Annotated in this window: 21 protein-coding genes; 8 read left to right on the forward strand and 13 right to left on the reverse strand. The window is 63.6% G+C overall.

Translation table 11 applies throughout. The annotated features are described in order from the left end of the window. Positions 1 to 91: 91 nt before the first annotated feature. On the forward strand, positions 92 to 463 hold the full coding sequence (locus AB4Y81_RS15535) for a hypothetical protein (protein WP_018778978.1): 372 nt from the start codon (positions 92 to 94) through the stop codon (positions 461 to 463). Between the two features lie 74 nt (positions 464 to 537). Here the strand turns inward: AB4Y81_RS15535 and AB4Y81_RS15540 are convergent, their stop codons facing one another. The 3 genes from AB4Y81_RS15540 to AB4Y81_RS15550 all read right to left on the reverse strand — a co-directional run bounded on the left by AB4Y81_RS15540 (position 538) and on the right by AB4Y81_RS15550 (position 10,247). Beyond that, the gene (locus AB4Y81_RS15540; protein WP_055977230.1) at positions 538 to 966 is read right to left on the reverse strand and encodes a hypothetical protein; all 429 of its coding nucleotides are present in this window, start codon (positions 964 to 966) and stop codon (positions 538 to 540) included. Beyond that, the gene (locus AB4Y81_RS15545; RefSeq protein WP_441996214.1) at positions 963 to 8,372 is read right to left on the reverse strand and encodes a DUF7507 domain-containing protein; all 7,410 of its coding nucleotides are present in this window, start codon (positions 8,370 to 8,372) and stop codon (positions 963 to 965) included. Before AB4Y81_RS15545 ends, AB4Y81_RS15540 begins: the two co-directional genes overlap by 4 nt. 258 nt (positions 8,373 to 8,630) lie before the next feature. Further along, entirely contained in the window at positions 8,631 to 10,247 is a 1,617-nt protein-coding gene (locus tag AB4Y81_RS15550) for a sigma-70 family RNA polymerase sigma factor (protein WP_441996215.1), read from the reverse strand. A 121-nt stretch (positions 10,248 to 10,368) separates the two neighbouring features. Between AB4Y81_RS15550 and AB4Y81_RS15555 the strand changes: the two genes are divergently transcribed. Beyond that, on the forward strand, positions 10,369 to 11,022 hold the full coding sequence (locus AB4Y81_RS15555) for a hypothetical protein (RefSeq protein ID WP_144401217.1): 654 nt from the start codon (positions 10,369 to 10,371) through the stop codon (positions 11,020 to 11,022). A gap of 10 nt (positions 11,023 to 11,032) precedes the next feature. Here the strand turns inward: AB4Y81_RS15555 and AB4Y81_RS15560 are convergent, their stop codons facing one another. The 4 genes from AB4Y81_RS15560 to AB4Y81_RS15575 form a co-directional block, all read right to left on the reverse strand. Next, the gene (locus AB4Y81_RS15560; protein WP_018778983.1) at positions 11,033 to 11,395 is read right to left on the reverse strand and encodes a GNAT family N-acetyltransferase; all 363 of its coding nucleotides are present in this window, start codon (positions 11,393 to 11,395) and stop codon (positions 11,033 to 11,035) included. Then, positions 11,392 to 12,744 (reverse strand): acyltransferase family protein, encoded by a 1,353-nt coding sequence (locus AB4Y81_RS15565; RefSeq protein ID WP_441996216.1) that lies wholly within the window; start codon positions 12,742 to 12,744, stop codon positions 11,392 to 11,394. Before AB4Y81_RS15565 ends, AB4Y81_RS15560 begins: the two co-directional genes overlap by 4 nt. Positions 12,745 to 12,847: 103 nt before the next feature. After that, positions 12,848 to 14,044, reverse strand: a complete 1,197-nt coding sequence (locus tag AB4Y81_RS15570) for an amidohydrolase (protein WP_441996217.1) — start codon at positions 14,042 to 14,044, stop codon at positions 12,848 to 12,850. Next, complete coding sequence (locus AB4Y81_RS15575; RefSeq protein ID WP_441996218.1) at positions 14,041 to 15,462, reverse strand: MFS transporter; 1,422 nt, start codon at positions 15,460 to 15,462, stop codon at positions 14,041 to 14,043. Before AB4Y81_RS15575 ends, AB4Y81_RS15570 begins: the two co-directional genes overlap by 4 nt. Positions 15,463 to 15,594: 132 nt before the next feature. On the opposite strand from AB4Y81_RS15575, the gene AB4Y81_RS15580 reads away from it, so the two are divergent. Together AB4Y81_RS15580 and AB4Y81_RS15585 are read left to right on the forward strand one after the other, a co-directional pair. After that, on the forward strand, positions 15,595 to 16,620 hold the full coding sequence (locus AB4Y81_RS15580; RefSeq protein WP_441996219.1) for an Lrp/AsnC family transcriptional regulator: 1,026 nt from the start codon (positions 15,595 to 15,597) through the stop codon (positions 16,618 to 16,620). 62 nt (positions 16,621 to 16,682) lie between these two features. Beyond that, positions 16,683 to 17,102, forward strand: coding sequence for a VOC family protein (locus AB4Y81_RS15585; RefSeq protein WP_018778986.1), 420 nt, complete (start codon positions 16,683 to 16,685; stop codon positions 17,100 to 17,102). On the opposite strand, the gene AB4Y81_RS15590 is transcribed toward AB4Y81_RS15585, so the two are convergent. The 5 genes from AB4Y81_RS15590 to AB4Y81_RS15610 form a co-directional block, all read right to left on the reverse strand. Then, complete coding sequence (locus AB4Y81_RS15590; RefSeq protein WP_039239292.1) at positions 17,099 to 17,491, reverse strand: DUF1304 domain-containing protein; 393 nt, start codon at positions 17,489 to 17,491, stop codon at positions 17,099 to 17,101. The two genes, AB4Y81_RS15585 and AB4Y81_RS15590, sit on opposite strands and share 4 nt — an antisense overlap. A 38-nt stretch (positions 17,492 to 17,529) precedes the next feature. Then, the gene (locus tag AB4Y81_RS15595; protein ID WP_441996220.1) at positions 17,530 to 18,399 is read right to left on the reverse strand and encodes a class II fructose-bisphosphate aldolase; all 870 of its coding nucleotides are present in this window, start codon (positions 18,397 to 18,399) and stop codon (positions 17,530 to 17,532) included. Continuing rightward, on the reverse strand, positions 18,399 to 19,865 hold the full coding sequence (locus AB4Y81_RS15600; RefSeq protein ID WP_018778989.1) for a GntP family transporter: 1,467 nt from the start codon (positions 19,863 to 19,865) through the stop codon (positions 18,399 to 18,401). Before AB4Y81_RS15600 ends, AB4Y81_RS15595 begins: the two co-directional genes overlap by 1 nt. Positions 19,866 to 20,040: 175 nt before the next feature. After that, the gene (locus AB4Y81_RS15605) at positions 20,041 to 20,943 is read right to left on the reverse strand and encodes an NAD(P)-dependent oxidoreductase (RefSeq protein WP_039239290.1); all 903 of its coding nucleotides are present in this window, start codon (positions 20,941 to 20,943) and stop codon (positions 20,041 to 20,043) included. A gap of 25 nt (positions 20,944 to 20,968) precedes the next feature. Beyond that, positions 20,969 to 22,474: a four-carbon acid sugar kinase family protein gene (locus tag AB4Y81_RS15610; protein WP_441996221.1), complete on the reverse strand. Its 1,506-nt coding sequence runs from the start codon at positions 22,472 to 22,474 to the stop codon at positions 20,969 to 20,971. Positions 22,475 to 22,603: 129 nt separating this feature from the next. On the opposite strand from AB4Y81_RS15610, the gene AB4Y81_RS15615 reads away from it, so the two are divergent. Beyond that, positions 22,604 to 23,407 carry an alpha/beta fold hydrolase gene (locus AB4Y81_RS15615; RefSeq protein ID WP_441996222.1) on the forward strand — a complete coding sequence of 268 codons (804 nt, stop codon included), beginning with the start codon at positions 22,604 to 22,606 and terminating at the stop codon, positions 23,405 to 23,407. Positions 23,408 to 23,475: 68 nt separating this feature from the next. Beyond that, the gene (locus AB4Y81_RS15620; RefSeq protein ID WP_039239287.1) at positions 23,476 to 24,177 is read left to right on the forward strand and encodes a FadR/GntR family transcriptional regulator; all 702 of its coding nucleotides are present in this window, start codon (positions 23,476 to 23,478) and stop codon (positions 24,175 to 24,177) included. Here the strand turns inward: AB4Y81_RS15620 and AB4Y81_RS15625 are convergent, their stop codons facing one another. Further along, the gene (locus AB4Y81_RS15625) at positions 24,178 to 25,146 is read right to left on the reverse strand and encodes an AraC family transcriptional regulator (protein ID WP_441996223.1); all 969 of its coding nucleotides are present in this window, start codon (positions 25,144 to 25,146) and stop codon (positions 24,178 to 24,180) included. Positions 25,147 to 25,295: 149 nt separating this feature from the next. On the opposite strand from AB4Y81_RS15625, the gene AB4Y81_RS15630 reads away from it, so the two are divergent. Together AB4Y81_RS15630 and AB4Y81_RS15635 are read left to right on the forward strand one after the other, a co-directional pair. Next, on the forward strand, positions 25,296 to 25,445 hold the full coding sequence (locus AB4Y81_RS15630; protein WP_179128464.1) for a hypothetical protein: 150 nt from the start codon (positions 25,296 to 25,298) through the stop codon (positions 25,443 to 25,445). A gap of 123 nt (positions 25,446 to 25,568) precedes the next feature. After that, positions 25,569 to 26,357: an SDR family oxidoreductase gene (locus AB4Y81_RS15635; RefSeq protein ID WP_441996224.1), complete on the forward strand. Its 789-nt coding sequence runs from the start codon at positions 25,569 to 25,571 to the stop codon at positions 26,355 to 26,357. Positions 26,358 to 26,379 lie beyond the last annotated feature (22 nt).

A 26,379-nucleotide genomic window follows, 5' to 3' on the forward strand; every position in this document is an offset into this window, starting at 1 on the left:
GGTATTTAGGTCCTTCAAGAGCCGGTACCCCAACCTCGGATCTACGGGGAGTAGAGTGCAGGAACAAGGACATTCCGCGGTTGGGGGACCCATGAAAGACCACGTTCACGAGCGGATCGGTTTCCGCGAAATCGACGAGCATGGCAATGCCGTACAGGCAGTCAGCCCGCATGTTCCGGAGACAGCAGGCCCGCCGCCCAGGCGCCTGTCAGTGAACCCCTTCATCATCGCCCTCTGGGTTCTTGACGCAGGCTTGCTGTGGGTGGGGATCTGGGCCATTGCCACCGCTGCCGCGGCCTTGGTCGGGCCCGCTCCGGCGCCGTATCAATCTGCCTCAACGGCCCAGTTCACGTACATGATGTTGTCGAACGCTCCTTACGCGCTCCTGGGCGGCGTTCTGCTCACGGCAGGGCTTCTCTTTTGGCATGCCATCCAGTGGCAAAAAAAGCGGCCAACCGGGTAGTGGATACCTGGTTGGCCGCTTCTCCAAAGGAACAGCGGTCCCGGCTGCTTGAGACCGGCTGCTGGAGCCGCGCGCTAGAGCACCGTAGCCCCGAGGACGCACTTGACGTCCACCCCTGGCTTGGAGACTTCTGCGTTGATGGTCCAGTCGAGAGCTTTGTCCGCTGCGGCATCCTTGAAGGTCTGCTCTCCACGGGCAAGCACGGCAGAAGTCTTTGAATCCACCCAGCTGACGGTGATCTTGACTGCTCCTTTGGCACGGGCCGGAGGAGTCACCGTCCCTTTGGCCGTCACCTTCCCGGGCGCCGTGTCACAGGAGGTCATGGAGGTTGCCTCGATGATGCCAGTGCCCGGGTTCGCCGGCTTTGCCTCGCCTGTGGTGGCAGCTTGCGTTGTGGTCGACGACGGCGGATTGCCCGCTTCGCTGCTTTGCGGCGAAGAGCAAGCGGACAGTGCCGAGACTGCAACCAGCACGCCCACGAGGCCCGCGACTGATTTCTTCATGTGATGGCTACCTGGATCTTTCGTGATGTGTAAATGAACGGACGTGTGGGGAAGAGACCCGCGCCAACCACCAGAAGGCTGATGGGCAGCACGGTGAGAACAACACCAGTGCTGGCCAGCGACCCTCCGGACTGATCCGACGCCGACGGCGCGGCCGGCGGGACGGTCGGCGGGAAGGTCACTTCAGCCGTTGCAGGTGGCGTGCTCACCGGCGGTCCCGCGGGCGGAATGCCGGTGGCAGTTGCCGTGTTGGCCACCTTGCCTGCGTTGATATCCGCCTGCGTGATGGCGTACGTCGCCGTAGCCGTCACCGTCTGGCCGGGGAGCAGGACTCCCGCATCACCGGGCCAGGCGTAGTTCAAGGCAGACAGACCAGGCATGGAGTCGTTGACCACAACGCCCTTCAGCGGAACGTTTCCGGTGTTCTTCACCGTGAACGTGTAAGTGATCAGATCACCCACATGGGTGGGGTCACCTACCGCAGAAGCGTCAGCCGTCTTGGTGAACTCCAAACCTGCCGCCGGGGTCAACGGAGTGTCCGTGGTACCCGGAGGAGGCGTCACCGAGGGACCGGTGGGAGGAGTTCCCGTGGTGGTGGCCGAGTTGGCGACGTGACCGGCATTGATGTCCGCCTGGGTGATGGCATACGTTGCCGTAGCCGTCACCGTTTGACCCGGAAGAAGGGTTCCTGCTGCACCGGGCCACGTGTAGCTCAGCGCAGAGAGTCCAGCCAGGGGGTCGTCGATGGAGACGTTGGTCAACGTGACGTTCCCTGTGTTCTTCGCCGTGAAGGTGTAAGTGATCAGGTCACCGATCTTGGAAGGCGAGTGAACAGCGGAGGCGTCAGCCGTCTTGGTGAACTCCATGCCCGGAGCCGGGGTCAACGGAGTGTCCGTTTCACCCGGAGGCGGCGTTACCGGCGGACCAACAGGAGGAGTGCCCGTGGTCGTGGCCGAGTTGGCGACGTGGCCGGCGTCGATGTCCGCCTGGGTGATGGCGTACGTTGCCGTAGCCGTCACTGTCTCACCGGGCAGCAGGGTTCCTGCAGCACCGGGCCAGCTGTACGTCAAAGCCGAGAGGCCAGCCAGGGGATCATCAATGACCACATTCTTCAGCGTGACGTTGCCGGTGTTCTTCGCCGTGAAGGTGTAAGTGATCAGGTCACCGGCCTTCGACGGGTCATGAACTGCGGAATCATCGGCAGACTTGGTGAACTCCATTGCCGGAGCCGGGGTCAACGGGGTATCCGTCGTTCCCGGAGGAGGCGTCACCGGAGGACCGGACGGAGGAGTGCCGGTGGTGGTAGCGCTGTTCGCGACGTGGCCTGCATCAATGTCGGACTGCGTGATGGCGTACGTTGCCGTAGCCGTCACCGTCTGACCCGGAAGCAGCTCACCCGGAGTACCCGGCCAGTTGTAGCTCAGAGCCGACAACCCAGCCAGCTGATCCGTGATGGTCACGTTCTTCAACGTGACGTTGCCCGTGTTCTTCGCCGTGAATGCGTACTTGACGATGTCACCCACCTTAGTGGGGTTCTGGACCCCCGAGGCGTCCGCCGTCTTGGTGAACTCCATCGCCGGAGCCGGGGTCAACGGGGTATCCGTCGTTCCCGGAGGAGGCGTCACCGGAGGACCGGACGGCGGAGTGCCCGTCGTCGTGGCGCTGTTGGCAACATGGCCGGCGTCGATATCCGCCTGGGTGATTGCATAAGTCGCCGTAGCCGTCACCGTCTCACCGGGCAGCAGGATTCCTGCAGCACCGGGCCAGGTGTACGTCAACGCCGACAAGCCAGCCAACGGATCCGTGATTGCCACGTTCTTCAGCGTGACGTTGCCACTGTTCTTCGCCGTGAACGTGTAAGTGATCACGTCGCCCACTTCGGCGGGGTTCTGAACAGCCGAGGCATCCGCCGACTTGGTGAACTCCATCGCCGGAGCCGGGGTCAACGGGGTATCCGTCGTTCCCGGAGGAGGCGTCACCGGAGGACCGGTGGGAGGAGTACCAGTAGTGGTGGCCGAGTTCGCAACGTGGCCCGCCTCGATATCCGCCTGCGTCACCGCGTACGTTGCCGTAGCCGTCACGGTCTGGCCCGGAAGCAGCTCGCCTGCGGGGCCCGGCCAGGAGTAGACCAAAGCCGAGAGACCAGCCAACTGATCCGTGATGGTCACGTTCTTCAGCGTGACGTTGCCCGTGTTCTTCGCGGAGAAGGAATACGTGATCACGTCGCCCACCTTGGTGGGGTTCTGAATTGCCGAGGCATCCGCCGTCTTGGTGAACTCCATGCCCGGCTCGGGGGTCAACGGGGTGTCCGTCGTTCCCGGAGGAGGCGTTACCGGAGGACCGGATGGCGGAGTACCAGTGGTGGTGGCGCTGTTGGCGACATGGCCGGCGTCGATATCCGACTGGGTGATGGCATACGATGCCGTAGCCGTGACGGTCTGGCCCGGAAGCAGCTCGCCAGGAGTACCCGGCCAAACGTAGTTCAGGGCGGACAACCCAGCCAAGGGGTCCGTGATGGAAACGTTGCTCAGGTTCACGTTGCCGGTGTTCTTCGCCGTGAAGGTATACGTGATCACGTCACCGACCATGGAAGGATCCTTGACGGCCGACGTATCAGCTGACTTGGTGAACTGCATGGCCGGAGCCGGGGTCAACGGAGTGTCCGTCGTTCCCGGAGGAGGCGTSACCGGAGGACCAACAGGCGGGGTGCCCGTCGTCGTGGCCGAGTTCACCACATGACCTGCATTGATGTCAGCCTGGGTAATGGCATACGTTGCCGTAGCCGTCACCGTCTGACCCGGAAGCAGCTCGCCCGGAGTGCCCGGCCAAACGTAGCTCAGGGCAGACAACCCAGCCAACGGGTCAGTGATGGAAACGTTCTTCAACGTGACGTTGCCGGTGTTCTTGGCCGTGAACGTGTAGGTGATGATGTCACCCACAACCGACGGATCCTGGATCGCCGAGGAGTCAGCAGACTTGGTGAACTCCATCGCCGGAGCCGGGGTCAACGGGGTGTCCGTCGTTCCCGGAGGAGGCGTGACCGGAGGACCGGACGGCGGAGTACCAGTGGTGGTGGCGCTGTTGGCGACATGGCCGGCGTCGATATCCGCCTGCGTGATGGCGTACGTTGCCGTAGCCGTGACGGTCTGGCCCGGGAGCAACTCGCCGGGAGTTCCCGGCCAGGTGTAAGCCAGAGCCGACAGACCAGCCAGCGGGTCAGTGATGGAAACGTTGCTCAACTTCACGTTGCCGGTGTTCTTCGCCGTGAAGGTGTAGATGATGCGGTCACCTACTACGGACGGGTTCTGGATACCGGAGGCGTCCGCCGTCTTGGTGAACTGCATGGCCGGAGCCGGGGTCAACGGGGTGTCCGTCGTTCCCGGAGGAGGCGTGACCGGAGGACCAACAGGCGGGGTGCCCGTCGTCGTGGCGCTGTTGGCGACATGACCGGCGTCGATATCAGCCTGGGTGATTGCATACGTTGCCGTAGCCGTGACGGTCTGGCCCGGAAGCAACTCACCGGCAGTACCCGGCCAGGTGTAAGCCAAAGCTGACAGACCAGCCAGCGGGTCAGTGATGGAAACGTTGCTCAACTTCACGTTGCCCGTGTTCTTGGCCGTGAACGTGTAGGTGATGATGTCACCTACTACGGACGGATCCTGGATCGCCGAGGAGTCAGCAGACTTGGTGAACTCCATCGCCGGAGCCGGGGTCAACGGGGTGTCCGTCGTTCCCGGAGGAGGCGTGACCGGAGGACCGGACGGAGGAGTACCAGTGGTGGTGGCGCTGTTGGCGACATGGCCGGCGTCGATATCCGCCTGCGTGATGGCGTACGTTGCCGTAGCCGTGACGGTCTGGCCCGGGAGCAACTCGCCGGGAGTTCCCGGCCAGTTGTATGCCAGGGCCGACAAACCAGGCAGCGGATCCGAGATGGAGACGTTCTTCAGCGTGACGTTGCCCGTGTTCTTCGCGGAGAAGGTGTAAGTGATCACGTCGCCCACCTTGGTGGGGTTCTGAACAGCTGAGGAGTCAGCCGACTTGGTGAACTCCATGGCCGGACCCGGGGTCAACGGAGTGTCCGTCGTTCCCGGAGGAGGCGTTACCGGAGGACCGGACGGAGGAGTGCCCGTCGTCGTGGCGCTGTTAGCCACGTGACCGGCGTCGATATCCGCCTGGGTGATGGCGTACGTTGCCGTAGCCGTCACCGTCTGACCGGGAAGCAGTTCACCCGGGGTGCCCGGCCAGGTGTAGGCCAAAGCCGAAAGACCAGCCAGCGGATCCGTGATTGAGACGTTGCTCAACTTCACATTGCCGGTGTTCTTCGCCGTGAACGTGTAGGTGATCTTGTCGCCAACTACCGAAGGCGACTGGACCTCGGATGCGTCCGCCGTCTTGGTGAACTCCATGGCCGGGCCAGGGGTCAGCGGTGTATCGGTGCCCGCAGGGGGCGGGGTCACGGCAGGACCTATGGGAGGGGTACCGGTGGTGGTTGCCGTGTTCGCAACGTGACCGGCCTCGATGTCCGCCTGGGTCACTGCGTAGCTTGCCGTAGCCGTCACGGTCTGACCCGGAAGCAGTTCACCCGCGGTGCCCGGCCAGGTGTAAGCCAAAGCCGACAAACCAGCCAGCGGATCCGTGATGGACACGTTGGTCAACTTCACGTTGCCGGTGTTCTTCGCCGTGAAGGTGTAAGTGATCACGTCGCCCACCTTGGTGGGGTTCTGAACAGCTGAGTCATCCGCCGTTTTGGTGAGCTCCATGGCCGGAGCCGGGGTCAACGGGGTGTCCGTCGTTCCCGGAGGAGGCGTCACCGGAGGACCAACGGGCGGGGTGCCCGTGGTGGTTGCCGTGTTGGCCACGTGGCCGGCCTCGATGTCGGCCTGGGTGATGGCATACGTTGCCGTAGCCGTCACCGTCTGACCCGGCAGTAACTCGCCCGGAGTGCCCGGCCAGGTGTAAGCCAAAGCCGACAGACCAGCCAACGGATCCGTGATGGACACGTTCTTCAACGTCACGTTGCCGGTGTTCTTGGCAGTGAAGGTGTAGGTGATGACGTCACCCACGACGGAGGGGTTCCGGATAGCCGAAGCGTCCGCCGTCTTGGTGAACTCCATCGCCGGAGCCGGGGTCAGCGGTGTATCGGTGCCCGCAGGGGGCGGGGTCACGGCAGGACCGGTGGGAGGGGTTCCTGTGGTGGTTGCCGTGTTCGCAACGTGACCGGCGTCGATGTCCGCCTGGGTGATTGCATAAGTCGCCGTAGCCGTGACGGTCTGGCCCGGGAGCAACTCGCCTGGAGTGCCCGGCCAGGAGTAAACCAGAGCCGACAGGCCAGCCAGCGGGTCATTGATGGAAACGTTGCTCAACTTCACGTTGCCGGTGTTCTTCGCCGTGAAGGTGTAGGTGATGATGTCGCCGACGACGGACGGGTTCTGGATGTCGGATGCATCGGCCGACTTGCTGAATTCCATGGCGGGGCCAGGAGTCAGCGGAGTGTCGGTGGTGCCGGGCGGCGGGATGACGGGCGGACCGGTCGGAGGATTACCCGAGGTGGTGGCCGAGTTGGCTACGTGTCCTGCGTCGATGTCCGCCTGCGTGATGGAGTAGGTTGCCATGGCGGTGACAGTCTCGCCCGGAAGCAGAGTACCCGGGGTGCCGGGCCAGCTGTACGTCAGGGTGGAGAGGCCAGCCAGCGGATCGGTGATGACAACATCCGTCAACGCCACATTTCCGGTGTTGGTAGCCGTGAACGTGTAGGTGATCTTGTCGCCCACTACAGCCGGCGACTGAATCCCGGACGCGTCCGCGCTCTTGGTGAACGTCATCGAAGGAGCCGACTGCGCGGTGTTGGTCAGCACGCAGTCAATGTCGGCGCCGGCCACAGGTACCAGCGCCAGGGATCCCTCAAATGCAACGCCGCTTGGCAGATTGGCCTGCAGTCCGTTGGCATCTGTACAGGTGATGGTCTTCGCGTAATCGGACAAGTTGGAGCCACCCGACTCGGTCAGGTAGTAGCTGGCACCAGTGTCAGCGACGTACTTCCCCGTGGTGCCGGTTCCGGTCGAAACGGTGGAGCCGGAACCACTGGTGGTGGAGTTGGCGGGGTTGCTGACAACCTGGCCGGTGGCAGAGCCCGAACGGATCTCCATGGTGAACTGATCAGCATCAGACAATCGCGGAGCGTCCAGGGCCTTGCTCAAGGTAATCCGGGGAGCGCGGACAATGAGCGTCGCGTCTGCCGGCGGGTTCAGGTTGGTGACGATGTTTCCCGGACCATTGATGTACGTTCCCTCGGTATCCGAAGTGACGTCAACCGTGATGGTGCAGGACTCCATGCCGACCGCGAGGTCGCCGCCGGTGACGGAGATGGAATTGCCGCCGGCGACCGCCGTCTTGACGAACGGCGCAGTGCCCGCAGCCTGAACACAGGTCCCGCCAATATTGGGGGTAGCTGCGACAACCAGCCCGTCCGGAAGGGTATCCGTAATGGACCAGTCGCTCTTGGCCTTGACGTCGTCAGTGTTGGTTACGGTCAGGGTAACCGTGGAGGTTCCACCCGGCCCGATGAGGGCAGGCGTGAAAGCTTTGTCCAGCTGCGGCGTTACATCCACGATCTGGGGAAGGTCGAAGGTCACATCGTTGCCCGACCCGGTGGTTGCTTCGTTGCGAAGCTCCAAGCCCAACGACGGCGAGGTGCCCTCGGGAATCTTGAACGCGCCGGACTGCAGCTTGGTGACCTGGACTTCCGGCGAGGTGCTGCCGCCGCAGGGGTCAAGACCCGTCCCCAGCACGATCGGTGTGCCGTTGACCAGGAGGCTGAAAGTCTCGCTGGCGTGCGCCGCGTGGCAGTTAACCTCCGCAAAGTACGCCGAGACAGCGTAGTAGTGGCCGGATACGGCTGGGATGGAATTCTTTGTCGTCCGGAACATCACGCCGGGATCGATCACGCCGGAGCTTGCGTTGGTGTACTCGGAGAGAGCCTGGTTGCTGGCGGCTTGGGCAGCAGTTTGGCCCTGAGCCAGGCCAAGCGCCTGAGCCATGGACCGGATCTGGTTCCAGCCTGCCGGTTGGTTCCTGTAGCAACCCAGGTCGGTTGGCGGCGTTGGTGTTGAAGAGTTGAGGATCCATCCGTCGCACTGCCCGCCGGCGGGCGTATACGGGGTATCGGCCGTGTACGTCTCATTGGCGGCGGCGGCGCCTCCGGTGTAGTTCAGGAGGCTGATGGCATTACTTGTCGCGTTCTGGTTGGAGAAATCCTCCGTGTAGACCGGCGTCCCTGGCTGGGTGACGCCTGGGGTTCCCGGCGTGGTTGCCAGGGCTGGCGGCGCCATGGCACCACCCACTCCCAGGGAAATTATGGCTGTAGCGAGCGCACCCGCCAACAGCTTTCGTGGATATGAATGTTTCATTGGCTCTCTTGCCTGTCTGGACCACGCCTGGGATCCGGTCGAGCTTGGAATCCTCGCGTGATGGCTGTGAAATGCGGAAGGCTACTCCCAGTTGCCTTGTGTGCTTCCACAACCATTCGTGACGCAGAAAAGCGCCAAATTTTCCTGACGGCACCAGGGCATAGAGCACCCAACTTCTTAGTGGGCGAAACTCACGAATCGTGACGCGAAATCAGCAAGAATTTTTTCAAGCCGCCAAGAACAGCCCTTTCGGGCGCCTTAATGAAAGGTATTGGTGAACGTCTTCGGCACGATTCCTTGCCCGCTGAACTGGTAGTCCAGGGTTCCGCTCTCCGCACCGTCCGGCAGGGTCACAGCGACGACAAAGGTCAACTGCTGCGGGTCCAGCGTGGCTGTGGTGCACCGGATCCGGCGGGCCTCGGATGCGCTGCACTCCCAGCCCTCCGGCACCACCGTCTTCCCTGCTAGGAAAGTAGCGTCCGCCGGCAGGGCAAAGACCACTTCTCCGGATGTCGGCGAACCATCCCCGGCCAGGGAAAACTGGACGCCAAGGTCGCGTTCAAGGGGGCTTGGTCCCTGGCTGGCCGAGAACGTCGCCTCAACCGTTTGCGTCAAGGGTGCCGCCGAAGCGGTGGCCTGCGGCGCCGTCGTCGAATAGATGACGCCCGGGTCTACGACAACAGCGCGCCTTCCCGACGGCTCTTCCGGCGGAATCACGACGGCGGGAGGTTGACTGGGAGCCAAAGATGGCACAGCCGTTGGGGCAACGACAGGGAGGAGGGGCGGCTCCACAATGGCACTGGGTTCCGGCGACGCACTGCTGCTCGGAACCGGGGCCGGCGCCGTTTCCTCGGCCGTCGGAATACTGGCAGGAGATTCTGCAACAACCACAGAAGCGGGACCGGGTTCGGGTTGCAGGAACCAGGTGATGACCCCCGCCAGAGCTGCGGCACCCACCACCATGGCCGCCGGGATTTTCCAGGATTGGCTGACTCCGTGAAGGCCAACGACGGCGGCCTTGCCGCCGCCCGCTGCGACACCGGCGCCTGGCCACCCGACCGCTGCGGCAGCTGCCGGGGTAAAGGCAACGCCCGCAACCAAGGGGAAAAGGATGGCACGCATGCCGCCCTGGACGTCATTGAGTTCCATCAACAACGCGGTGCACTTGGCACAGTCTTCCAGGTGGGCACCCACTTTTTCCTTGGACGTGCGTTTGAGGGCGTTGCGCACATACTTGCCGAGCTGGCTGGCAAATTCGTCGCAGGCCTGGTCAACGCTGCGGCTGATGTGGTGTTGCAGGTAGGCCTGACGCAAACCTTCCCTGGCCCGGATGGCCAAGGATGAGACGCCGTTCGGCGTGAGACCCACCAGTGGCGCAACAGCAGCCGGCTTCAATCCCTCGATATCAAGGTGGAAGAGAACGGCCTGCCAACGCTCCGGCAGCGATTTGAAGGCATTGGCCATGATGCTCGACTCAAGATCGCCAACCACGGGATCGTCATCATGGACAGCCGCGTCCAGGATGGCGTCATCCGCTGCAGTTTGAGTTTGTCTGGCTTTTCGGTTGCGTTCATGCGCTGTACGCCGCACCACCGTCAGGAGGTACGAACGGAAAAACTCCTTGGGGCCTTTGCCGTCCTTCAAGGACTGGAAGATGGTGGCAAAGGCCTCTGCGACGACATCATCGGCGTCGCTGGGGTTGTCGGACTGTGTGCGCGCGACGTAGTGGGCGATCTGGACGTGCCGCTTGTAGAGAGTGTCAAAGGCGTCCGTGACACCCTGGCGGACGAGGTTCAGGATTTGGGGATCGCTGTCATTTCCGGCAGCCAAAGTTGGGGACGCCCCACCGGCCCCGGACATTAATACTTGATCCATAAACAGTAGTGTGTCATCAGATTGCGAATTGACTTGAATAACAGGTTGCTTAGGACTATAAGGGGCGAAAAGTTTCGTCGAATAAGCGACATAAAACTGTTCCTGCCGCCACTAATCAGGCATGAAGTTTCACAACTCCGGCGAAGTGCGACGAGTAGCGCGTTTCAAAGGGCGGTCGTCATTGTCGAGGGCGGTCCGGAGCGTCTCCGCGGGCACCGCAATCCACTCGCGAAGTGCGAAAACACCGTTTTCGCACTTCCGGCATCACGGCAACCGGCCGCTGGTTGCGCAAGCGAAATGCATCACATTGATCCACGGCGCGGACAAGTGCACGGCCGTCCCCGGTGAGACGGTGATCTTCACGGCATGGATCATGAACGACTCCACGTGCCATCTTCGTAACATTCGTCTTATTCCGCGGTCCTTCACCAACGAGGCCATGGAGCCCCTGGTTTATACCTCCAGCCCGGACCGTCGCCATCTGTCAGTCGGCTCCCTGGCCCCGGGCGAAGGCGTCATGCGGAGTTTCTCCTACCGCGTCACGGAGTCGGACCATGTCCACGGCGGCAGCCTGGTAAGTGCCATGCAGGTCAGGGCGTGGTGCCGCGGCCAGGAAGTTGTTGACGAACACGACGCCATCGTGGCGCTCTCGGATGCGCGGCTGGATTGGCTTCCACGGTCATCGCGACCAGGCCTGGGCTACTGGGCTTCAGCAACGGTCACGTCAGTCTCGCCGCGACGAAGGCCGCATTCGCCGAGAGGGCGGACCGACTGACCCGGCGCGGTCAGTTGTTGTCAGGCTCCGCGTCAACCGTAGGCTTTTCTTTCGGCCAGTCGACGTCCTGTTCATATCCCTCGTGCCTTTTCAGGTAACCGGCAATGAACGGGCAATGCGGAATGATGCGCTTCCCCGACGCCACGACGTCATCCAGGGCGAAGTGTGCCAGAACGTTCGCCAGTCCTTGGCCCTTGAATTGGGGTTTCGTCTCCGTGTGGATGAAGTCGATGTGACCGGGCCTGTCCAGGAACTGTGAAATCACCGCCAACTCCCCGTCTACGTGTAACTCGTAGCGGTGGAACTTGTCGTTGCGCAATGTAGTAACGCCGGGGCGGAACGACTCGGCCAGTGAATCCGTATTCTCGGTCATGGTTCGAGATTGGCACGTAAATCGTGTGCTGGCAACGTGGCCGGGGTCGCCTGCGGCGCTTCCGCAGGTTCTGCCTCCGCCGCCGGGGGGACCGGCGTCGGAACCCTGCCCAAAAGCAGGACGGACAGCGCGAAGCACGCCGCTCCCCCACCCAGCAACGCGAGCGTCAGTCCGTTGAAGGCGGCGTCCGCCACTGGGATAAAGACCACGACGGCGGCCGTCACCACGGCGGCCCGCCCCGGGCCTCGAGCATGGCTTGCTGCCATGGGACGATCCTCAAGCCGGCCGAAAAGCATCGTCACCGGGACGAGCAGTGCAACCACGGCGATGAAGACGGGAATGCGGGCCCACCACCACTCTGCGGTCTCGGCGACCGGCCTGGGCACGTCGGTGAGCAACAACAAACCGGCCATGCCAACCAGGAGGGGGAGATGCCATAGATAAACGGTCATGGAGCGGCGTCCCGCCACAGCGATCCCGGCACGGATCCACCGGAAGTCAGCGAGCCACCGCAGCCCTGGACCCAGCAGTTGCAGGGCGGCTGTCTGGGAAATGCCCAGCAGAAGCAGGCAAAAGTTGGGCGGGTTGATGTTCACCACCATGTTCCCCGGATACACAGCGACTCCGGTGACAAGTCCCAGGAGGAGATTGCTGCAGATGATGGCGCCCACCAGCCAGGTGCGGCTCCGGTGTTCGAAGAAGCCATCGGCCTTGAAGAATCCCAGCTGCTGCACGGCGCACCATACGAAAATCATGTTGGTAAACGCCAGCACGGGAATGGCGCCGCGGAGGGAATCGACGGCGATGATGAAGGCCACCAGAACCCCGAAAGTCAGCAGCGGTGCACGTTCATGGAATCTTGCCAAGAGGGGGATACTCAGCTGGGCCGTGAGGTACGCGGCGAGGAACCACAACGGCATCGCAGCTCCGGCAGTCATCAGCTGGATGACTTGCGGATGGACACCCAGCAGCAGCGCGATCCACAACCCTCCCCACATGACGGCGAGCAGGGCCATGGCGGGACGCACCAATCGCAGGAGGCGCAGCTGGGCGAAGTCGAATCCTGTCCCGCCGGCCATTCTCAACCGCCGCCACGACTGGAGGCCGGTAACACCGCCAAGGACAAAGAAGAGCGGAACGATCATCAGGACCCAGAGCACAGGCGTGAACCAGGCTTGCTCCATGAGGACGTTGCGGGTCTCGACTGTCCCATCCTTGTGCAAAACGGGGCTCACCATCATGCAGTGGGCTGCGACCACCAGCAGCAGGCACGTGAAGCGGACAAGGTCGATCACCGGATCCCTCTGCGCAGCCGTTGGGCTGACCGCAGGAAACGCCTCCCGCTCCATGGCTCTCCCTACCGGGCCGGCACCTGCGTGCTGACTCCCAGTGTGCTGACTCCATTGTCCGCCTCGCGGAGCGGCGGAGCCAGCAGGGTGGGCGTGGCGAGGGCTACGTCCGGAGGAGACGCTCCCTTTGCGCCGGGTCCAGAGCAGCGGCGCATGCTGCCGCCGCCAATCCGAAGGATCCGTCCAGAACCGCTTTATCGGCTCCCGCCGATGCCCCGAAGGCAGCGAACTCTGCGGTGTGATGCGCGGCGCCACGGACGTCGTAGCCGACCATGGGGTGGATGCTCGGTACAACTTGGGAGACGTTGCCCATGTCGGTCGAAGCCACGGGCTCGGCGCTGAAAGCAACGTCCCTGCCCCTGGCCGTCATCGCATCCCGGTAGGCCTCCGAGAGGAATGCGTCCTGGCGCAGTTCGGCATAGGCGTTGCCGGACGGCGTCACTTGGAGCGTGCATCCGCTGGCGTGGGCTCCACCTTCCAGGCAACGCCGAACTTTGCTTTGGATGATCTTCAGGTTTTCGAGACTGGGAGCGCGCATTTCGATGTTCGCACGGGCTCGCTCCGGGATAACGTTCACCGCGCTCCCGCCTTCGGTGACCACCAGCGAAACAATGGATCCCGCAGGGAGTTGCTGGCGGGCCAGGGCGATGGCCGTCTGCGCGATCACAAGGGCATCAAGGGCATTGACACCCTCCGACGGAGCCGCGGCGGCATGCGCGGGACGCCCCTCGAAAAGTACATCCCACATGCCCATGGCCAGCGACGAACCGCCCACAACATCACTTGCCGCGGCGTGCGCCATCATGGCCAGGGACACGTCCTTGAAGAACCCTTCGTCGATGAGGTCCACTTTGCCGCCGGTGGTCTCTTCGGCGGGTGTTCCCAGCACCTTCACGGTGATGTCCAGCTGGTCGGCTACGGCCGCGAGCGCCAACGCCGCTCCCACGGCACTGGCCGCGTTCACGTTGTGCCCACAGGCGTGGCCGATGGCGGGCAGGGCGTCATATTCCACGCACAGGGCCACCACCAACTCACCGGACCCGAAGCGGGCGCTGAACGCGGTGGGTTGCGCAGGCTGTGTTTCGTCGAAACTGAAGCCTGCCCTTTGCAACACCCGCCGAACCCGTTTGACTGCCCGGACCTCCTGGCCGCCGAGCTCGGGGTCGGCATGGATGGCATGGCTGAGGTCGAGAACGTCGGGCTTCCAGCGCTGGACCGCATTTTCCAGCCGGCCCCGGATTTCCTCCGGGGAAGCGGGTACGACGGCGGTGCCGCGGCTAACGCTGTTGAGTCCGGTCATCGTGCCGTCACCCCGGCAGCCTGGCGCTTGGGGTAGCTGGCGCTGGCCACCGCAGCCACCAGGGCCGCAACTGCCAATGCTCCCCAAATGGAGAACAACCCGGTTTCGGTGATGTGTCCCGCTTCAGCTGACGCGGAGGAGATCAGCTTGACCACTGCGGCCCCCACCGCGATACCCACGGACAACGCCAACTCGTTCAGCCCGGCCGCCGTCGAGGTTTCCTCCAAGGGAACACCTTCAACAGACAGTGCGCGAGTGCCCGCCTGGTACATCCCCAGGCTCAGGTTGAACATGGCGAATCCGAGGCAGTACCCCGCAAGTGAACCGTGGGCGAGCAACATCACGAGGAAGCCGGCGGCCAGCAGGACGCCTGCGAAGACCAAAGTGGCGCGCTCGCCGAACTGCCGGAGGGCCCGCGCCGTGAGGAGCGAGGAAACAAGTGACAAAACGGAGGCCAAGGCCAGGACGATTGCGATCATGAGCGGGCTCAGGCCGAACCCGTACCCCGTCTTGTCCGGGTTGGAGTGCAGGAAGATACCGTTGGTTCCGAAGTAGCTGATGGACGCAAAGCCGAAAAAGAAAGTGGCCAGTGAAATTGCGCGGATGCGCGGAAGGGCCAACATGCGCAGGTCCATGAACCGCCGGGCCTGGGTGGCGCTGAAATCGCGTCTTGCCCAGTAGGCCAACAGAGCAAGCCCCAGTAAACCGGCAGTGAGCGTGCGGGCGTCCAGCCAGCCCCACTCGGGCGCCATGGAGAGTGCAACCACAAACCCAATCAGGCCGAGAGAGCAAGCCAACAACGGCGCAAGGGCGATGCCCTCACGAGTCGGGACCCCGGCGTCGGGCAGTAAGAACGAACAGACAAAGGCGACCACGGCGAACGGCACGGCGACCCAGAAGCCAAGCGTCGGATCGGTCACGCCCACAATCCCCGCCAAAAGTCCGCCGGCTCCCACCATGATCATGAGCATGCCGATCATGACGCTGACGCCGGTCCGGGTATGTGCAGGGCTGGTGACGCGAAGGATTCCCATCATCAACGGGATGAACCCCACCACGCACGTGAGCATGACGACGCCCAGGGTCACTGTCCACAACGACGGCCACAGCGCCATTTGCAGCACACCGAGCGTCACCACCCCAGTGGACCAGCGCAGCACCAGCCTGTAGCCGTAGCTGTCACCAAGCCTGGAGATGATCGGGGTGAGCACCGCAAAACTGACGTTGGAGATGAGGAAGATGCCGTTGATGGTGGGATCGTCGATCTCGAAGACCGGCCCCAAGGCGGGGAGGATGGGGTTGAGATAGCCCTGCGTGACCCCGCTGAGCGACTCAATCAGTGCCATGGCCAGGATCATTCCTGCGATGGTGCGGCGAGTCATGGCTGACGTCGCCGGCGGTGCTGTGTTGCTTGGCATGTGCTTCCTTGTGGTGTTGGGCCGGTTTTCCAAGCCCCCGCGGGGCGGAGCTTGGTGATGCGAGTCACAACGTTAGGACCGTCGATTACACTTGTCCGGAAATCGTTAAAAACCAATCCTGAGCAGGTATTCATGAACGACTCAGCCATGATCGCCGAAATCGATCTCGAAATCGTGAATGCCCTGCAGATCAATCCGAGGGCCGATTGGAGCCGGGTCGCGGATGCCCTGGGACTCTCCGGGCCAACCGTCGCGCGGCGCTGGAACGCGTTGGCAGGGCAAGGGCAGGCGTGGATCACTCCTTCCCCCGGTCAGCGATATCTCAGCGCGGGCTGGTCGGCTTTCATCCACTTGTCTTCCACGCCGGACAGGAGCGAGGAACTGCTCGAGCAACTGTGCGCGGAGCCGGCATTTGCCACGGTCTCCCTGGTCACCGGATCGCACGACATTTTCATGGACTGCTTCGCTTCCAGCCATCGGGAACTGATCGACATCGTCACCGGTTCCTTTCCCCGGCTGCCTGGAATCACCCATCGCGAGGTGGTTTTTGTTACCAATCTGTACAGGCAGGCCTCGGAGTGGCGCAGTGGCACCTTGGAGCCTGCCCGGGCACGGCAGGTCTCAGCTGAACCATTGCCCGAGCAAGCGGGATACTCACCTGACCGCCTGGATGCGGCGCTTTTGGCGGAGTTGGCTAACGATGGGCGCGCCAGTTGGGCGGACCTGGGTGCCGCCTGCGGAGTTTCACCGCAGACGGCGCGACGACGGGTGGAGCGGTTCCTTGCGGCCGGCTACATTTCCCTGCGGTGCGATACGGCGACCTCGGCCCAGCAGGGCCTGCGGGAAGTGACTTTGGTGCTCAACGTCCCGGCTCATTTTGTTGACGACGTCGGCCGCTACTTTGCCGCCTTGCCGAACTGCCGCCTTAGCGCCCAAGTCCTGGGGGCCCAGAACCTGGTGGTGACCCTCTGGGTCCGCGACTATCTGGAGGTCCAGACCTACGAACGGGAACTGGCGGAGCGGGCTCCCGGAAGTGCCGTCATCTCCCGACAGGCGGTGGTGCGGACCTACAAGAGACTGGGCCACGTCCTGGATGAATCCGGCCGCAGCCGCCAAGTGATACCCCTGCCGTTGTGGAGAGATGACTCCGGCCGTTAATTGTCCACATGGTCGCATTTCAAGTCTGGACGGGACGCCGAAACAACGGCAGGATCAGACGCATGACTACGTCCATTTTCGTGAATCTTCCTGTCAGCGACCTCGAGGCATCCAAGGCTTTCTACACAGCACTTGGCTACACGATCAACCCGAACTTCACCGACGAAACCGCGGCATGCGTGGTTTTCAGCGACACGATCTACACAATGCTGCTTACGCACGACAAGTTCAGCCAGTTCACCAAGCAGCCCATCGCGGATACCAGGAATTCGACGGCGGCCATCGTCGCCATTTCGGCCGACAGCCGGGAAGACGTGGATGCTTTGGCGGGCAAAGCCCTGGAAGCCGGCGGCTCGGAAACCTATGACCCGCAGGATCTCGGTTTCATGTACAGCCGGGCCTTCAGGGACCTCGACGGCCACCATTGGGAGGTGCTGTGGATGGACGACGCCGCAGCCCAGGCAGGGCCGCCGGAACACTAGCCCAGGGTTACGGCCAGGATTCCAAGCACGACGGCGAGCAGCGGCGTCGTGCCTTGGATGGTCGCTGCCCGGAGGTACTTCTTACCGCTCGCCACGAGGACCAGAGACGCAAGAAGCATCGAGCCGCAGCTGCTGAAGACGAGGGTCCAACCGACCTGGGGTGCACCCATGGCCACTGCGACAATCCCGACCAATGCACCGATGGCGAGGAAGAGGTTGTAGAAGCCCTGGTTGTACGCCATGGACTTGGTGGTATCCGCTTCGGCCTGGGACGTGATGCTGAATGTCTTCCACGTAGCGGGCTTGGTCCAGGTGATGGACTCCATGGTGAAGATGTAGACGTGAAGAAGGGCGGCAATCGTCGCAAAAATCAGGGAGGCCAGGATCATGGTCTGATCCTAGCCTCCCCGTGTTCCTGCGCTGCGTGTCAGGCGCTGAGCAACTCAAGCGTGGCGCCGGCAAAGGATGCTGCCGAGCCGTTCCACCGGGCCAGCAATCCCTGGAGATTCTCGCCGTCTGCCCGGTACGCCGCTGTTTCCGACTCCAACGTGGCCAGGATCCCGGTCCGCAGCTCCGTGTTGAAGTTCACTTTGCCTACCTGCATTCCGGAAGCTTTGGCAAGCTCACTGGCCGGGATTCCAGAGGCACCGTGGAGCACCAGAGGGACCTCCGTCCGTGCAGCGACATCCTGCAACACATCCCACCGAATGTTGGGCTCACCCGTGTACTTGCCGTGGACGTTTCCCACGGCAACAGCGAGCAATTGCGCACCCGTTTGCTCCACGAAGCCGGCCACCTGCTCCGGGTCGGTGAGACCGGGGACGGAAGCACCGGCGTCGGGCGTTGATGACCCGAACGCGCGGTCCTCGTCGCCTGCCAGTCCGCCCAACTCCGCTTCGATCACGACGTCGGCCTGGCCCGCCGCGTCCAGCGCGGCACGGACCTCGCGGACCAGGCGGATGTTGTCCTTGAGCGGCTTGGATGAGCCATCGGCCAGGACGGCATCAGCTCCGGCTGCCACGGCTTCCAGGATGACGTTCAGATCTGAAGCATGGTCCAGCTGGACGGACACCGGGACGCTCGCGGAGTCCGCCAAGCCCCGGAGGGCAGTGATGAGCCGCAGGCCGTTGGCGGTGGACGCGGTTTTCGGCGCCACCAACAGGATTACGCCAAGGCGGGCCTCCTCCGCAGCTGACACGACGGCGAGCGCGGTGGTGAAGTCGTAGCAGGTGAAGGCTGGAACAGCGGAGCCGGTGGCCAACGCGGAATTGACCAGGTGGTCGAGTTTCGTGCGCATCAGTGGGCCAGGCCTCCTACCAGGATCCAGGCAACGTACGTCAGGACGAAGCCGGCCAGGCCCAGGATGGTGGTCAGGACGGTCCAGGTCTTGAGGCCGTCGGAGACCGTGAGGCCGTAGTAGCGGATCACGGTCCAGAAGCCGGCATCGGTCACGTGGGACAGGCCGAGCGCGCCGAAGCCGATGGCAATCACTATCACTGCGATCTGCGCCGGCGAGTAGCCGCCTTCCATGACCGCTGAGGTGAGCAGGCCCGTCGTCGTGACGATTGCAACCGTCGCCGAACCCTGTGCGGCGCGCAAGGCCAGCGAGATGATGAAGCCGAGCACGATCACGGGCAGGCCCAGGCTGTCCAAGGTGTGGGAGAGCGCGGCTCCGATGCCGGAAGTGCGGAGGACTTCACCGAAGACGCCACCGGCAGCAACCACCATCAGGATGGAAGCGATGGGCGGCAGGGCACCCTCGAAAATCTCGCCTGTTTCCTTGAGGGACCAGTTGCGGCGGACCGCCAGCAGGAAGAACGACAACGCAACGGCAACGAGGAGGGCGAAGAACGGGTTGCCGATGAACGAGGCCACGCCGTACCAGTAGTTGTCCTTGGCGATGGTGAGCGTGCCAACGGTCCCAAGGAGAATCTGGACGATGGGAGCCGCGATCAGGAACATGATCAGGCCCGGCCGCGGAGGGGCGATTGCGCGGGCACCCGGACCGTCGTGGCCCACGTGGACCAGGGAATCGGAACCGAATTCCTCAACCTGCTGCTTCACGCCGGGGAGGAGTTCGTAGTCCTTGCGGTTCATGATGCTGGCAACCCAGTAGGACAGGAAGCCCAAGGGAATGCAGATGATCAGGGAGATCATGGTGATCAGGCCGATGTCGGCACCGAATACGCCGGCGCCGGCAACGATGCCCGGGTGCGGCGGAACAGCCACATGGATGGACAGCATGATTCCAGCCATGGGTAGGCCGAACTTGATGGGGTGGACCTTGGCGATTTTGGCGAAGGCGTAAACGATCGGAACGAGGACGATCACTCCCACCTCGAAGAACACCGGAATCGCGACCAGGAAGCCGACGGCCGTCAACGCGACAGCAACGCGCTTGGCACCGAGCTTCTCCGTGAAGTGCGTGGCCAAGGACTGCACGCCGCCGGAGACCTCGATCATGCGACCAAGGATGGCGCCGAGGGCAATCAACAAGGCGACCTTGCCCATGGTGCTTCCAACACCGTTGGTCACCACCGTGAAGATGTCCTTGAGCGGAATCTGCGCGGCCACGCCCACCAGGATGCTGACGGCGAGCAAGGCAACGAATGCCTGGATCTTGAAGCGGATGATCAGGACCAGCAGCAAGGCGATGCCTGCCGCGGCGATGGTCAGCAGAAGCGGTGTTCCCAGCTCCACTGCGGGTTTGATGGCAGGGGCATCGGCGGCCCCGGCCATGAGGGAGTTGACGAGGGGGTTCATTGGGGCGGTGTCTCCTTTGACAAACCGGTGCGCACAGCAGACCGGCGGGAGGTGGCGGCGACGACGAAGGGGGGATCGCCGTCGTCGCGCGTTCTGGGGTGGGTGGAGTTTTTGTACAGCTAATGACCTTTAGGGCGCCCCATGAGGGCGTTAGGTGTACAAAAACTCCCAGGGGTTAAGCGGTGCGCTTGGCGGGCGCTACTACCTTGATGACGGCGGAGTCATCAGCGGCGGCGAGGCCCTGGGCCTGGCCGAGCAGGTAGAGCTGCTCGGCGGCAGCGGCAACGGGTGCGGCGAGTCCGGCGGCCCGGGTTGCCTTGCCTACGATGCCCATGTCCTTGACGAAAATGTCCAGGCGGCTGAGGACCTCGGCGCCGTCTTCTGTGTAGGCCTCAAGGATGCGCGGGCCGCGGTTGGAGAGCATGAAGGAACCGGCGGCTCCGGCTTCGAGGGCTGCGAGGGTCTTGGCCTGGTCGAGGCCGAGGGCGTCCGCGAGGGCCATGGCCTCGGCGGCGGCAGCGATGTGGACTCCGCAGAGCAACTGGTTGACGGTCTTCAGGGCTTGGCCGTCGCCGGGCTTGTCGCCCACGATGCTCAATGTGGAGGCCAGCAGCTCCAAGGCAGGGCGCGCCTTCTCCAGCGCCTCCGGTTCGGCTCCGACCACGATCAATAGATCGCCTTCACCGGCACGCTTGGGGCCGCCGGACAGCGGAGCGTCAACCAGCGAAACACCGTACTCGGCAAGCTTGGCGACCGTCGCCGGGATGGCTTCAGTTCCCACCGTGCTGCCCAGGATTACGACGGCGCCCGGCTTCAGAACGGCAGCGACACCGTTTTCGCCAAACAGGACGTCGTTGAGCTGCTCACCGTTGCGGACGGCGAGCAGCAGCGCATCTGCGTCCTGCGAAGCTTCGCGGGCCGAGGCAAAGGTCTTGATACCGGCCGCGGCGGCGAGTTCCAGACGGGGCTCGGCAATGTCGAAGCCGTGCACGGTCAGCTCGGACGCGAGCCGGGTTGCCATGGGCAGGCCCATGGCGCCGAGGCCCAGGACGGTGACGGTGTAGTTGCTGCTGGTCATGGTGTTCTCCATTGAATTTTGGCTGTTAGAAGGTTGCGCTGAGCTTGCGGGTGACCTGGGTCAGGGATTGGTCGTCACCCACGTTGCCGGCGAAAACGATGTACGGGATGCCCTTTGCAGGACCGTCCACCGGCTCCCACAGGGAGACAATGCCCGGGAGCATGGGGCCGCGGACTATCGCGTGGCGGATTTCCAGGCCGTGGGCGGCCACGTCCGAGGATGTGATGCCGCCCTTTGCGATGACGAAGCGCGGCGGGAAACTCTTGAGCGTGCGGTTCACGACAGCCACGACGGCGGCGGAGACGGTGCGGGCGATCTTCAGGCTGGCTGCGGCGTCGTCGGTCTTGATGAGCAGGCGGCTGGTGTGGACGATCACGTCACCGCTGCGGAGGGCATCCACGACGTCGGCCACTACCGTTCCGATGTACGCTTCGGCTTCTGCTTCGCCCTGGGTTTTGGTGCCGGCAATGAGCTTCTCGACGTCGATTTCGATGGTCCTCGCCGAGCCGTGCTGAGCCGTGAGGTCGTTGAGTTGCCGCGTGGTGACGCCCACGTGGGAACCCACAACGATCAAGCCTCCGGCTGTGGAGGGAGTGTTGCCTGCAAAGGCCTCTTCGGAGGTCAGCGCGGTGCGGATCTCCTGGCCGATGCGTCCACGGACGAAAGGCGGACCCACGCGGTAGAGGAGCTTCTTGCCGCGGCGTTCTGCTTCCTCCAGGCCCAGAGCAAGGGCGCGGAAGTCGTTCTCGGTGACGATATCGGCCACGATCGGGGTGGAGTTGGTGGCGGATTCCAGGGCGTCTGCGATGGCCTTCGCGGAGATGGTGGGGTCCTGGGCGGAAGCACCGGCGCGGATGATGTTCAGGTCCAGGACGATCACGTCGCTGGCGGGGAACCGCCCCTGCGACTTCTCCTCCACATATTTGGCCATCTCTGAATTTGCGAAGCCGAAGCTCGCGTCCTTGGCGAACTCCGTCTCGGCAACGGGGGTGAGGGAACCGGCATCGCCCCGCATGTAGTGCACACCGCCGATGGTGACGCGACCGGCGTCGGGGAACGCGGGGACGATTACCACGCCGTCGGTGGTTTCGCCGGTTTCAGCAGCCACGGTGGCGGCGATGACGTCCGGCTCCAGCGGGTAGTGGCCGCGGAGGGTGGAGTCGCTCCGGCTGACGAAACCCAGGCGCAGTCCGTCGGCAGAAGCGGCTGCCGCGAGCGCATTCCGGACGATTTCCTCGTTGCGGGCTGCGGCTTCTGCGGGGTCCAGGCTACGGGTGTTGGTCAGCACATAGACGGCGGGCTTGGTCTGGTTGTCACGGATGTGGGCGAAGGCCCAGGTGAAGTCAGCGACATCCCAGCTGGTCAGCACTGCGAGATCTGCCACGGATTGGGTGCCTGTGGGGTCGTCGTCGAGGACCACCAGGACGCGGGGGCTGCTTGCCGAGGACGCGGCAACGGCATCGGCCACGAGCTGAGCAGGAATCTGGACTTCCGCCGGGAAAGCGGCCAGAACGTCGGCTTCAAGGGTCACTGTTCACTCCATCGTGGGAAATCTTTGCTGCGGCTTGTGAATGTAAGATGTCAGACATCTAACATTTGAATTAGTGTGACACAACGCTCCCGGCCTGTGCAAGGAGACCAGCGTCACTAGGCTGGGTGCATGGCTGGCAGCGAAGCACCGTTCACATCCGTGGATATCCGCACGCCTGTTGTTTCCGCAGGTGAAACGGCGCCGGCGGTCCTGATCCACGGCTGGGCCTCAACATCCGCCTACTGGGAACCATTGGCCGGAAAGCTGCTCGACGCCGGATACCCGGTATGGATTGCGGACCTCCCCGGCTATCACCCCGGCGAGATACTCTCCCCGGAGTTCGAATGGACCCTGGAGTCTGCGGCAGCCTCCTTGGCGGCGACCCTCGAAGCCAAACACAGCGGTCCCGTGCACCTGGTGGGGCACTCCCTGGGTGGCAGCGTGGCGCTGACGCTTGCCGCCGGCTTCCCGCAGCTGACGGCAACCCTAACGCTGGTTGGCATGGTTCCGGCGCCGCCCAACGAAGGCTTCCGGTCCATGCTGCAAGCGCAATGGAAACAAGGTTTCATCGACGCCGGAACCAAGGTTCGATGCATGGCAGCCTGGTACGGCGACCCGCCGTACCAGGACGAAGAACTGCTCAGCCGCGGGTTCGATATCCCGTTCGAAATCCTGGGCCCCAGCGGCGAGGCGGCCATGACCGGCGTCGAACCTTCAGTACCTGGGCGCGTCCACGCTCCGCTGCTGGTGCTGGCCGGAACAGCGGACCGCGTGCGGTCCATGGAACAGATGGCCGCGTTTGTGGACGCGGACCCGCGACGCCGGCTGAAGGCCATTCCCGGGGCGGGCCACAGTGTCCATTGGGAGCAACCGCAACAATGTGCGGAAGCGTTGCAGGAGTTTTGGAAAACCAGCTGGCCACCGCCAGCGTAAGATGTCTGACATCCATCCCGCCCCGGGGAAGCCGGGCGCAGGATGGGCGGATACAGGAATGGGGATACATGGCACGCAAGTCGCTGGTTGGCGTCGTCGCTGATGAGTTGCTGGACCGGATCATCGCGGGCGAATTTCCACCCGGCACGGTTGTCCCGGGCGAGCTGGAGCTCAGCGCCAAGCACGAGGTGAGCCGTATGACCGTGCGTGAAGCCATGAAGACCCTGGAAGCGCAGCGGATCCTCAGCGTCGAACGAGGCCGGGGCACGTTCGTGAATCCGCTGAATCAGTGGGCATCCCTGGAGGCCGTGCTGCGCGCAGCGTCGGAGGGCACCAAGGATGCCGCGGCGGCCATCCAGTTGATCGAACTCCGCCGCATGCTGGAGACGGGCGCCTGCGAACTGGCCGCCGAGCGTATCTCAGACGACGAACTCATCACGCTCAAAGAGCATGTGGCAAAGATGCAGTCCTCCCACGAGGACAATGACCTGGCCGGTTTCGTTGAAGCCGACCTGGCCTTCCATGACGTGATTCTGCACGCCTCCGGCAACGTCTTCGTGGCCGTACTGTTCGAACCCCTGCACCGCGTCCTGGAGGCACGCCGCCGGGAGACGTCCGCTTTCGCGGAGATCCAGGAACACGCCATCGGACACCATCGGAAGATTGCCGCGGCGCTGGAATCCCGCAACCCCAACGAGGCGCGGCTCGCGATGGACGCGCACATGCAGCAGACGCTGGACGACCTGAAGACGTACGTCCTGGAGGCGTAGCTAGCGGCGCAGTGTCTCCGACGGCAACTCCCCGAAGGTCTTCAGATACAGCGCCGAGAACCGCCCCTGGTGCGTGAAGCCGCACGACTCCGCAACCGCCGTCACGCTTTGCTCACGCGGGCCGGCTTCCAGGAGCATTTCGCGGGCGCGATCCAACCGGATGCTCCGCAGCAGGTCCGACGGCGTCGCCCCGGTTTCGGCGCGCAGTGCCGTCTGCAGGGTCCGGACCGAAACGCCAAGGCACTCGGCGATATCGGGCACCGTGAGTTCCTCCGTGGCGTGACGCTCCAGCAGTTCGCGGCACTCCCGGACCAGCCGGCCCTCCGCTTCCGTGCTCCGGGCCTCCTCCGCAGGCGGTTGCATCGCCATCAGCAGCCGGGACACCATGCTGTCCGCCAACAAGCCTTGAACGAACACCGGCGCGGCGGTCTGCGGCCGGCTTATCAGGTCGTCATGAAGCTCGACGACGGACCTCAAGAAGGCGCGACCGGCGGCGCCTGACAGGTCCATGCCGTAGCCAAGCTCCACAGCGCCGTCCCCGTACAGTTGCCCGGCAACCCGTTCCAGCGCTGTTCGCCGCACATAGACGATCAGGTGCGGGCTGCCGCCGTCCCAACTCATGGAGAATGGCCTGTCGATCGGCGGAACAGTGGCCATGTGCGGGCTGGATTCCACCGTGCTGGTCCCCACCCGCATGGACGCATGCCCGGCGAGCGGGATCTGCACCAGATGGAAATCCTGCAGTCCTTCGGGCTCAATGCGGACGTCGGCGCCGTAGTCCAGGAACTCGATGCCCACATCGCCCCGGTGCAGGGAACGCAGCTTCATATCCACTGCCGAGGTCCGGGTCCGCGGTGCGAGCTCGTGGCTGCAGAACAGCTCGGCGATCCTGGCGTGGGCTTCGTCCACGTCAGTTGTGGCCATCGTCGGCCGCCCCCGCAGGACATCGCGGGGAAGAATTTTCACCATTTGGGCACCCACTCCACAGTTCTGCGCTTTTCGGATGATCCCCGCGCTACGTGGATATTCCGGATTTCAACGGCCGCCTAGAGTCGCTTTCAGAACCAGTATGACGCAGCTCACATCACGATAACAGCACTGAAAGCGAGGTGGGACCAGTGAAGAACATCAAGCTCGTGCATGACCGGCGGGACGAGTGGGATCGACACCATTTCGAACTCTGGGCGGCGGAACTTCAAGCCAAGGACGCTCAGCTCACCTCAGCGGCGTGGGTTGGTTGGCACGAAGAAGAGGAAGACCCTGCGTAATCCGGATGACTTTTGCGCTTAGTGGATAGTCCGGCCAACAGCGACTGCCTAGAGTCGCTTATGGATCAACCATGACGGACGTCACATTTCTTCAACATTACAAGTACGGGAAAGGTTTGGGCCATGTCAGGACTCGACGGCAGGACAGCAATTGTCACCGGTGGGGCAACCAAGGTGGGACAAGGCGTGGTGACCTCGCTGCGGGACGCCGGAGCCACGGTGGTGGTTGCGGATATAGCTCCCGACGGCGGCACCCTCATCAAAGCACTCGGGGAAGGAATCCACTATTCCCACACGGACATCACCGATGACGCCGCAGTGCGCGAACTCGTGGAGGAAACCGTAGCCCTCCACGGCGGTCTCGACATCCTGGTCAACCTGGCCTGCACCTACAAGGACGACGGCCCGGCATCCGGTCGCAGCGACTGGCTCGAGGCCCTCAACGTCAACCTCGTGAGTGCAGTAGTGGCAAGCAACACCGCGCGCCCACACCTCAAAGCGTCAGGGCACGGCGCCATCATCAACTTCACCTCGATCTCCAGTTCCATCGCCCAAACCGGCCGCTGGCTCTACCCGGCCAGCAAAGCGGCCCTCGTCCAGCTCACGCGCAGCATGGCCGTGGACTTCGCGGCGGACGGTATCCGGGTGAACTCCGTCAGCCCCGGATGGGTGTGGAGCAACATCATGGACACGCTCAGCAACGGTGATCTTGCCAAGACCGATTCCGTGGCCGCCCCTTTCCACGCTCTCAAGCGCGTCGGCCGCCCGCACGAGGTTGGGGACGTCGTCGCGTTTCTCGCCGGCGACCAGGCAAGTTTCGTGACCGGCGCCGATTGGGCGGTCGACGGCGGCTACTCCGCCTTGGGTCCTGAACGCGCCGAAGAAACCATCCCCCTGCTGGCCGCCAACTGACGCCAGGCTCCACCACACTCCA

It is taken from the genome of Paenarthrobacter sp. TAF1, assembly GCF_052113825.1.
Taxonomy (GTDB): Bacteria; Actinomycetota; Actinomycetes; order Actinomycetales; family Micrococcaceae; genus Arthrobacter; species Arthrobacter nicotinovorans.

Excerpts from the sequence above, each read along its gene's own strand:
- AB4Y81_RS15570 (WP_441996217.1), bottom strand. The coding sequence starts at position 14,044 with ATGACCGGACTCAACAGCGTTAGCCGCGGCACCGCCGTCGTACCCGCT.
- AB4Y81_RS15625 (WP_441996223.1), bottom strand. The coding sequence starts at position 25,146 with ATGGTGAAAATTCTTCCCCGCGATGTCCTGCGGGGGCGGCCGACGATG.
- AB4Y81_RS15590 (WP_039239292.1), bottom strand. The coding sequence starts at position 17,491 with ATGATCCTGGCCTCCCTGATTTTTGCGACGATTGCCGCCCTTCTTCAC.
- AB4Y81_RS15605 (WP_039239290.1), bottom strand. The coding sequence starts at position 20,943 with ATGACCAGCAGCAACTACACCGTCACCGTCCTGGGCCTCGGCGCCATG.
- AB4Y81_RS15600 (WP_018778989.1), bottom strand. The coding sequence starts at position 19,865 with ATGAACCCCCTCGTCAACTCCCTCATGGCCGGGGCCGCCGATGCCCCT.
- AB4Y81_RS15560 (WP_018778983.1), bottom strand. The coding sequence starts at position 11,395 with ATGACCGAGAATACGGATTCACTGGCCGAGTCGTTCCGCCCCGGCGTT.
- AB4Y81_RS15565 (WP_441996216.1), bottom strand. The coding sequence starts at position 12,744 with ATGGAGCGGGAGGCGTTTCCTGCGGTCAGCCCAACGGCTGCGCAGAGG.
- AB4Y81_RS15635 (WP_441996224.1), top strand. The coding sequence starts at position 25,569 with ATGTCAGGACTCGACGGCAGGACAGCAATTGTCACCGGTGGGGCAACC.
- AB4Y81_RS15595 (WP_441996220.1), bottom strand. The coding sequence starts at position 18,399 with ATGCGCACGAAACTCGACCACCTGGTCAATTCCGCGTTGGCCACCGGC.
- AB4Y81_RS15585 (WP_018778986.1), top strand. The coding sequence starts at position 16,683 with ATGACTACGTCCATTTTCGTGAATCTTCCTGTCAGCGACCTCGAGGCA.
- AB4Y81_RS15575 (WP_441996218.1), bottom strand. The coding sequence starts at position 15,462 with ATGCCAAGCAACACAGCACCGCCGGCGACGTCAGCCATGACTCGCCGC.
- AB4Y81_RS15535 (WP_018778978.1), top strand. The coding sequence starts at position 92 with ATGAAAGACCACGTTCACGAGCGGATCGGTTTCCGCGAAATCGACGAG.
- AB4Y81_RS15555 (WP_144401217.1), top strand. The coding sequence starts at position 10,369 with ATGAAGTTTCACAACTCCGGCGAAGTGCGACGAGTAGCGCGTTTCAAA.
- AB4Y81_RS15620 (WP_039239287.1), top strand. The coding sequence starts at position 23,476 with ATGGCACGCAAGTCGCTGGTTGGCGTCGTCGCTGATGAGTTGCTGGAC.
- AB4Y81_RS15540 (WP_055977230.1), bottom strand. The coding sequence starts at position 966 with ATGAAGAAATCAGTCGCGGGCCTCGTGGGCGTGCTGGTTGCAGTCTCG.
- AB4Y81_RS15550 (WP_441996215.1), bottom strand. The coding sequence starts at position 10,247 with ATGGATCAAGTATTAATGTCCGGGGCCGGTGGGGCGTCCCCAACTTTG.
- AB4Y81_RS15615 (WP_441996222.1), top strand. The coding sequence starts at position 22,604 with ATGGCTGGCAGCGAAGCACCGTTCACATCCGTGGATATCCGCACGCCT.
- AB4Y81_RS15580 (WP_441996219.1), top strand. The coding sequence starts at position 15,595 with ATGAACGACTCAGCCATGATCGCCGAAATCGATCTCGAAATCGTGAAT.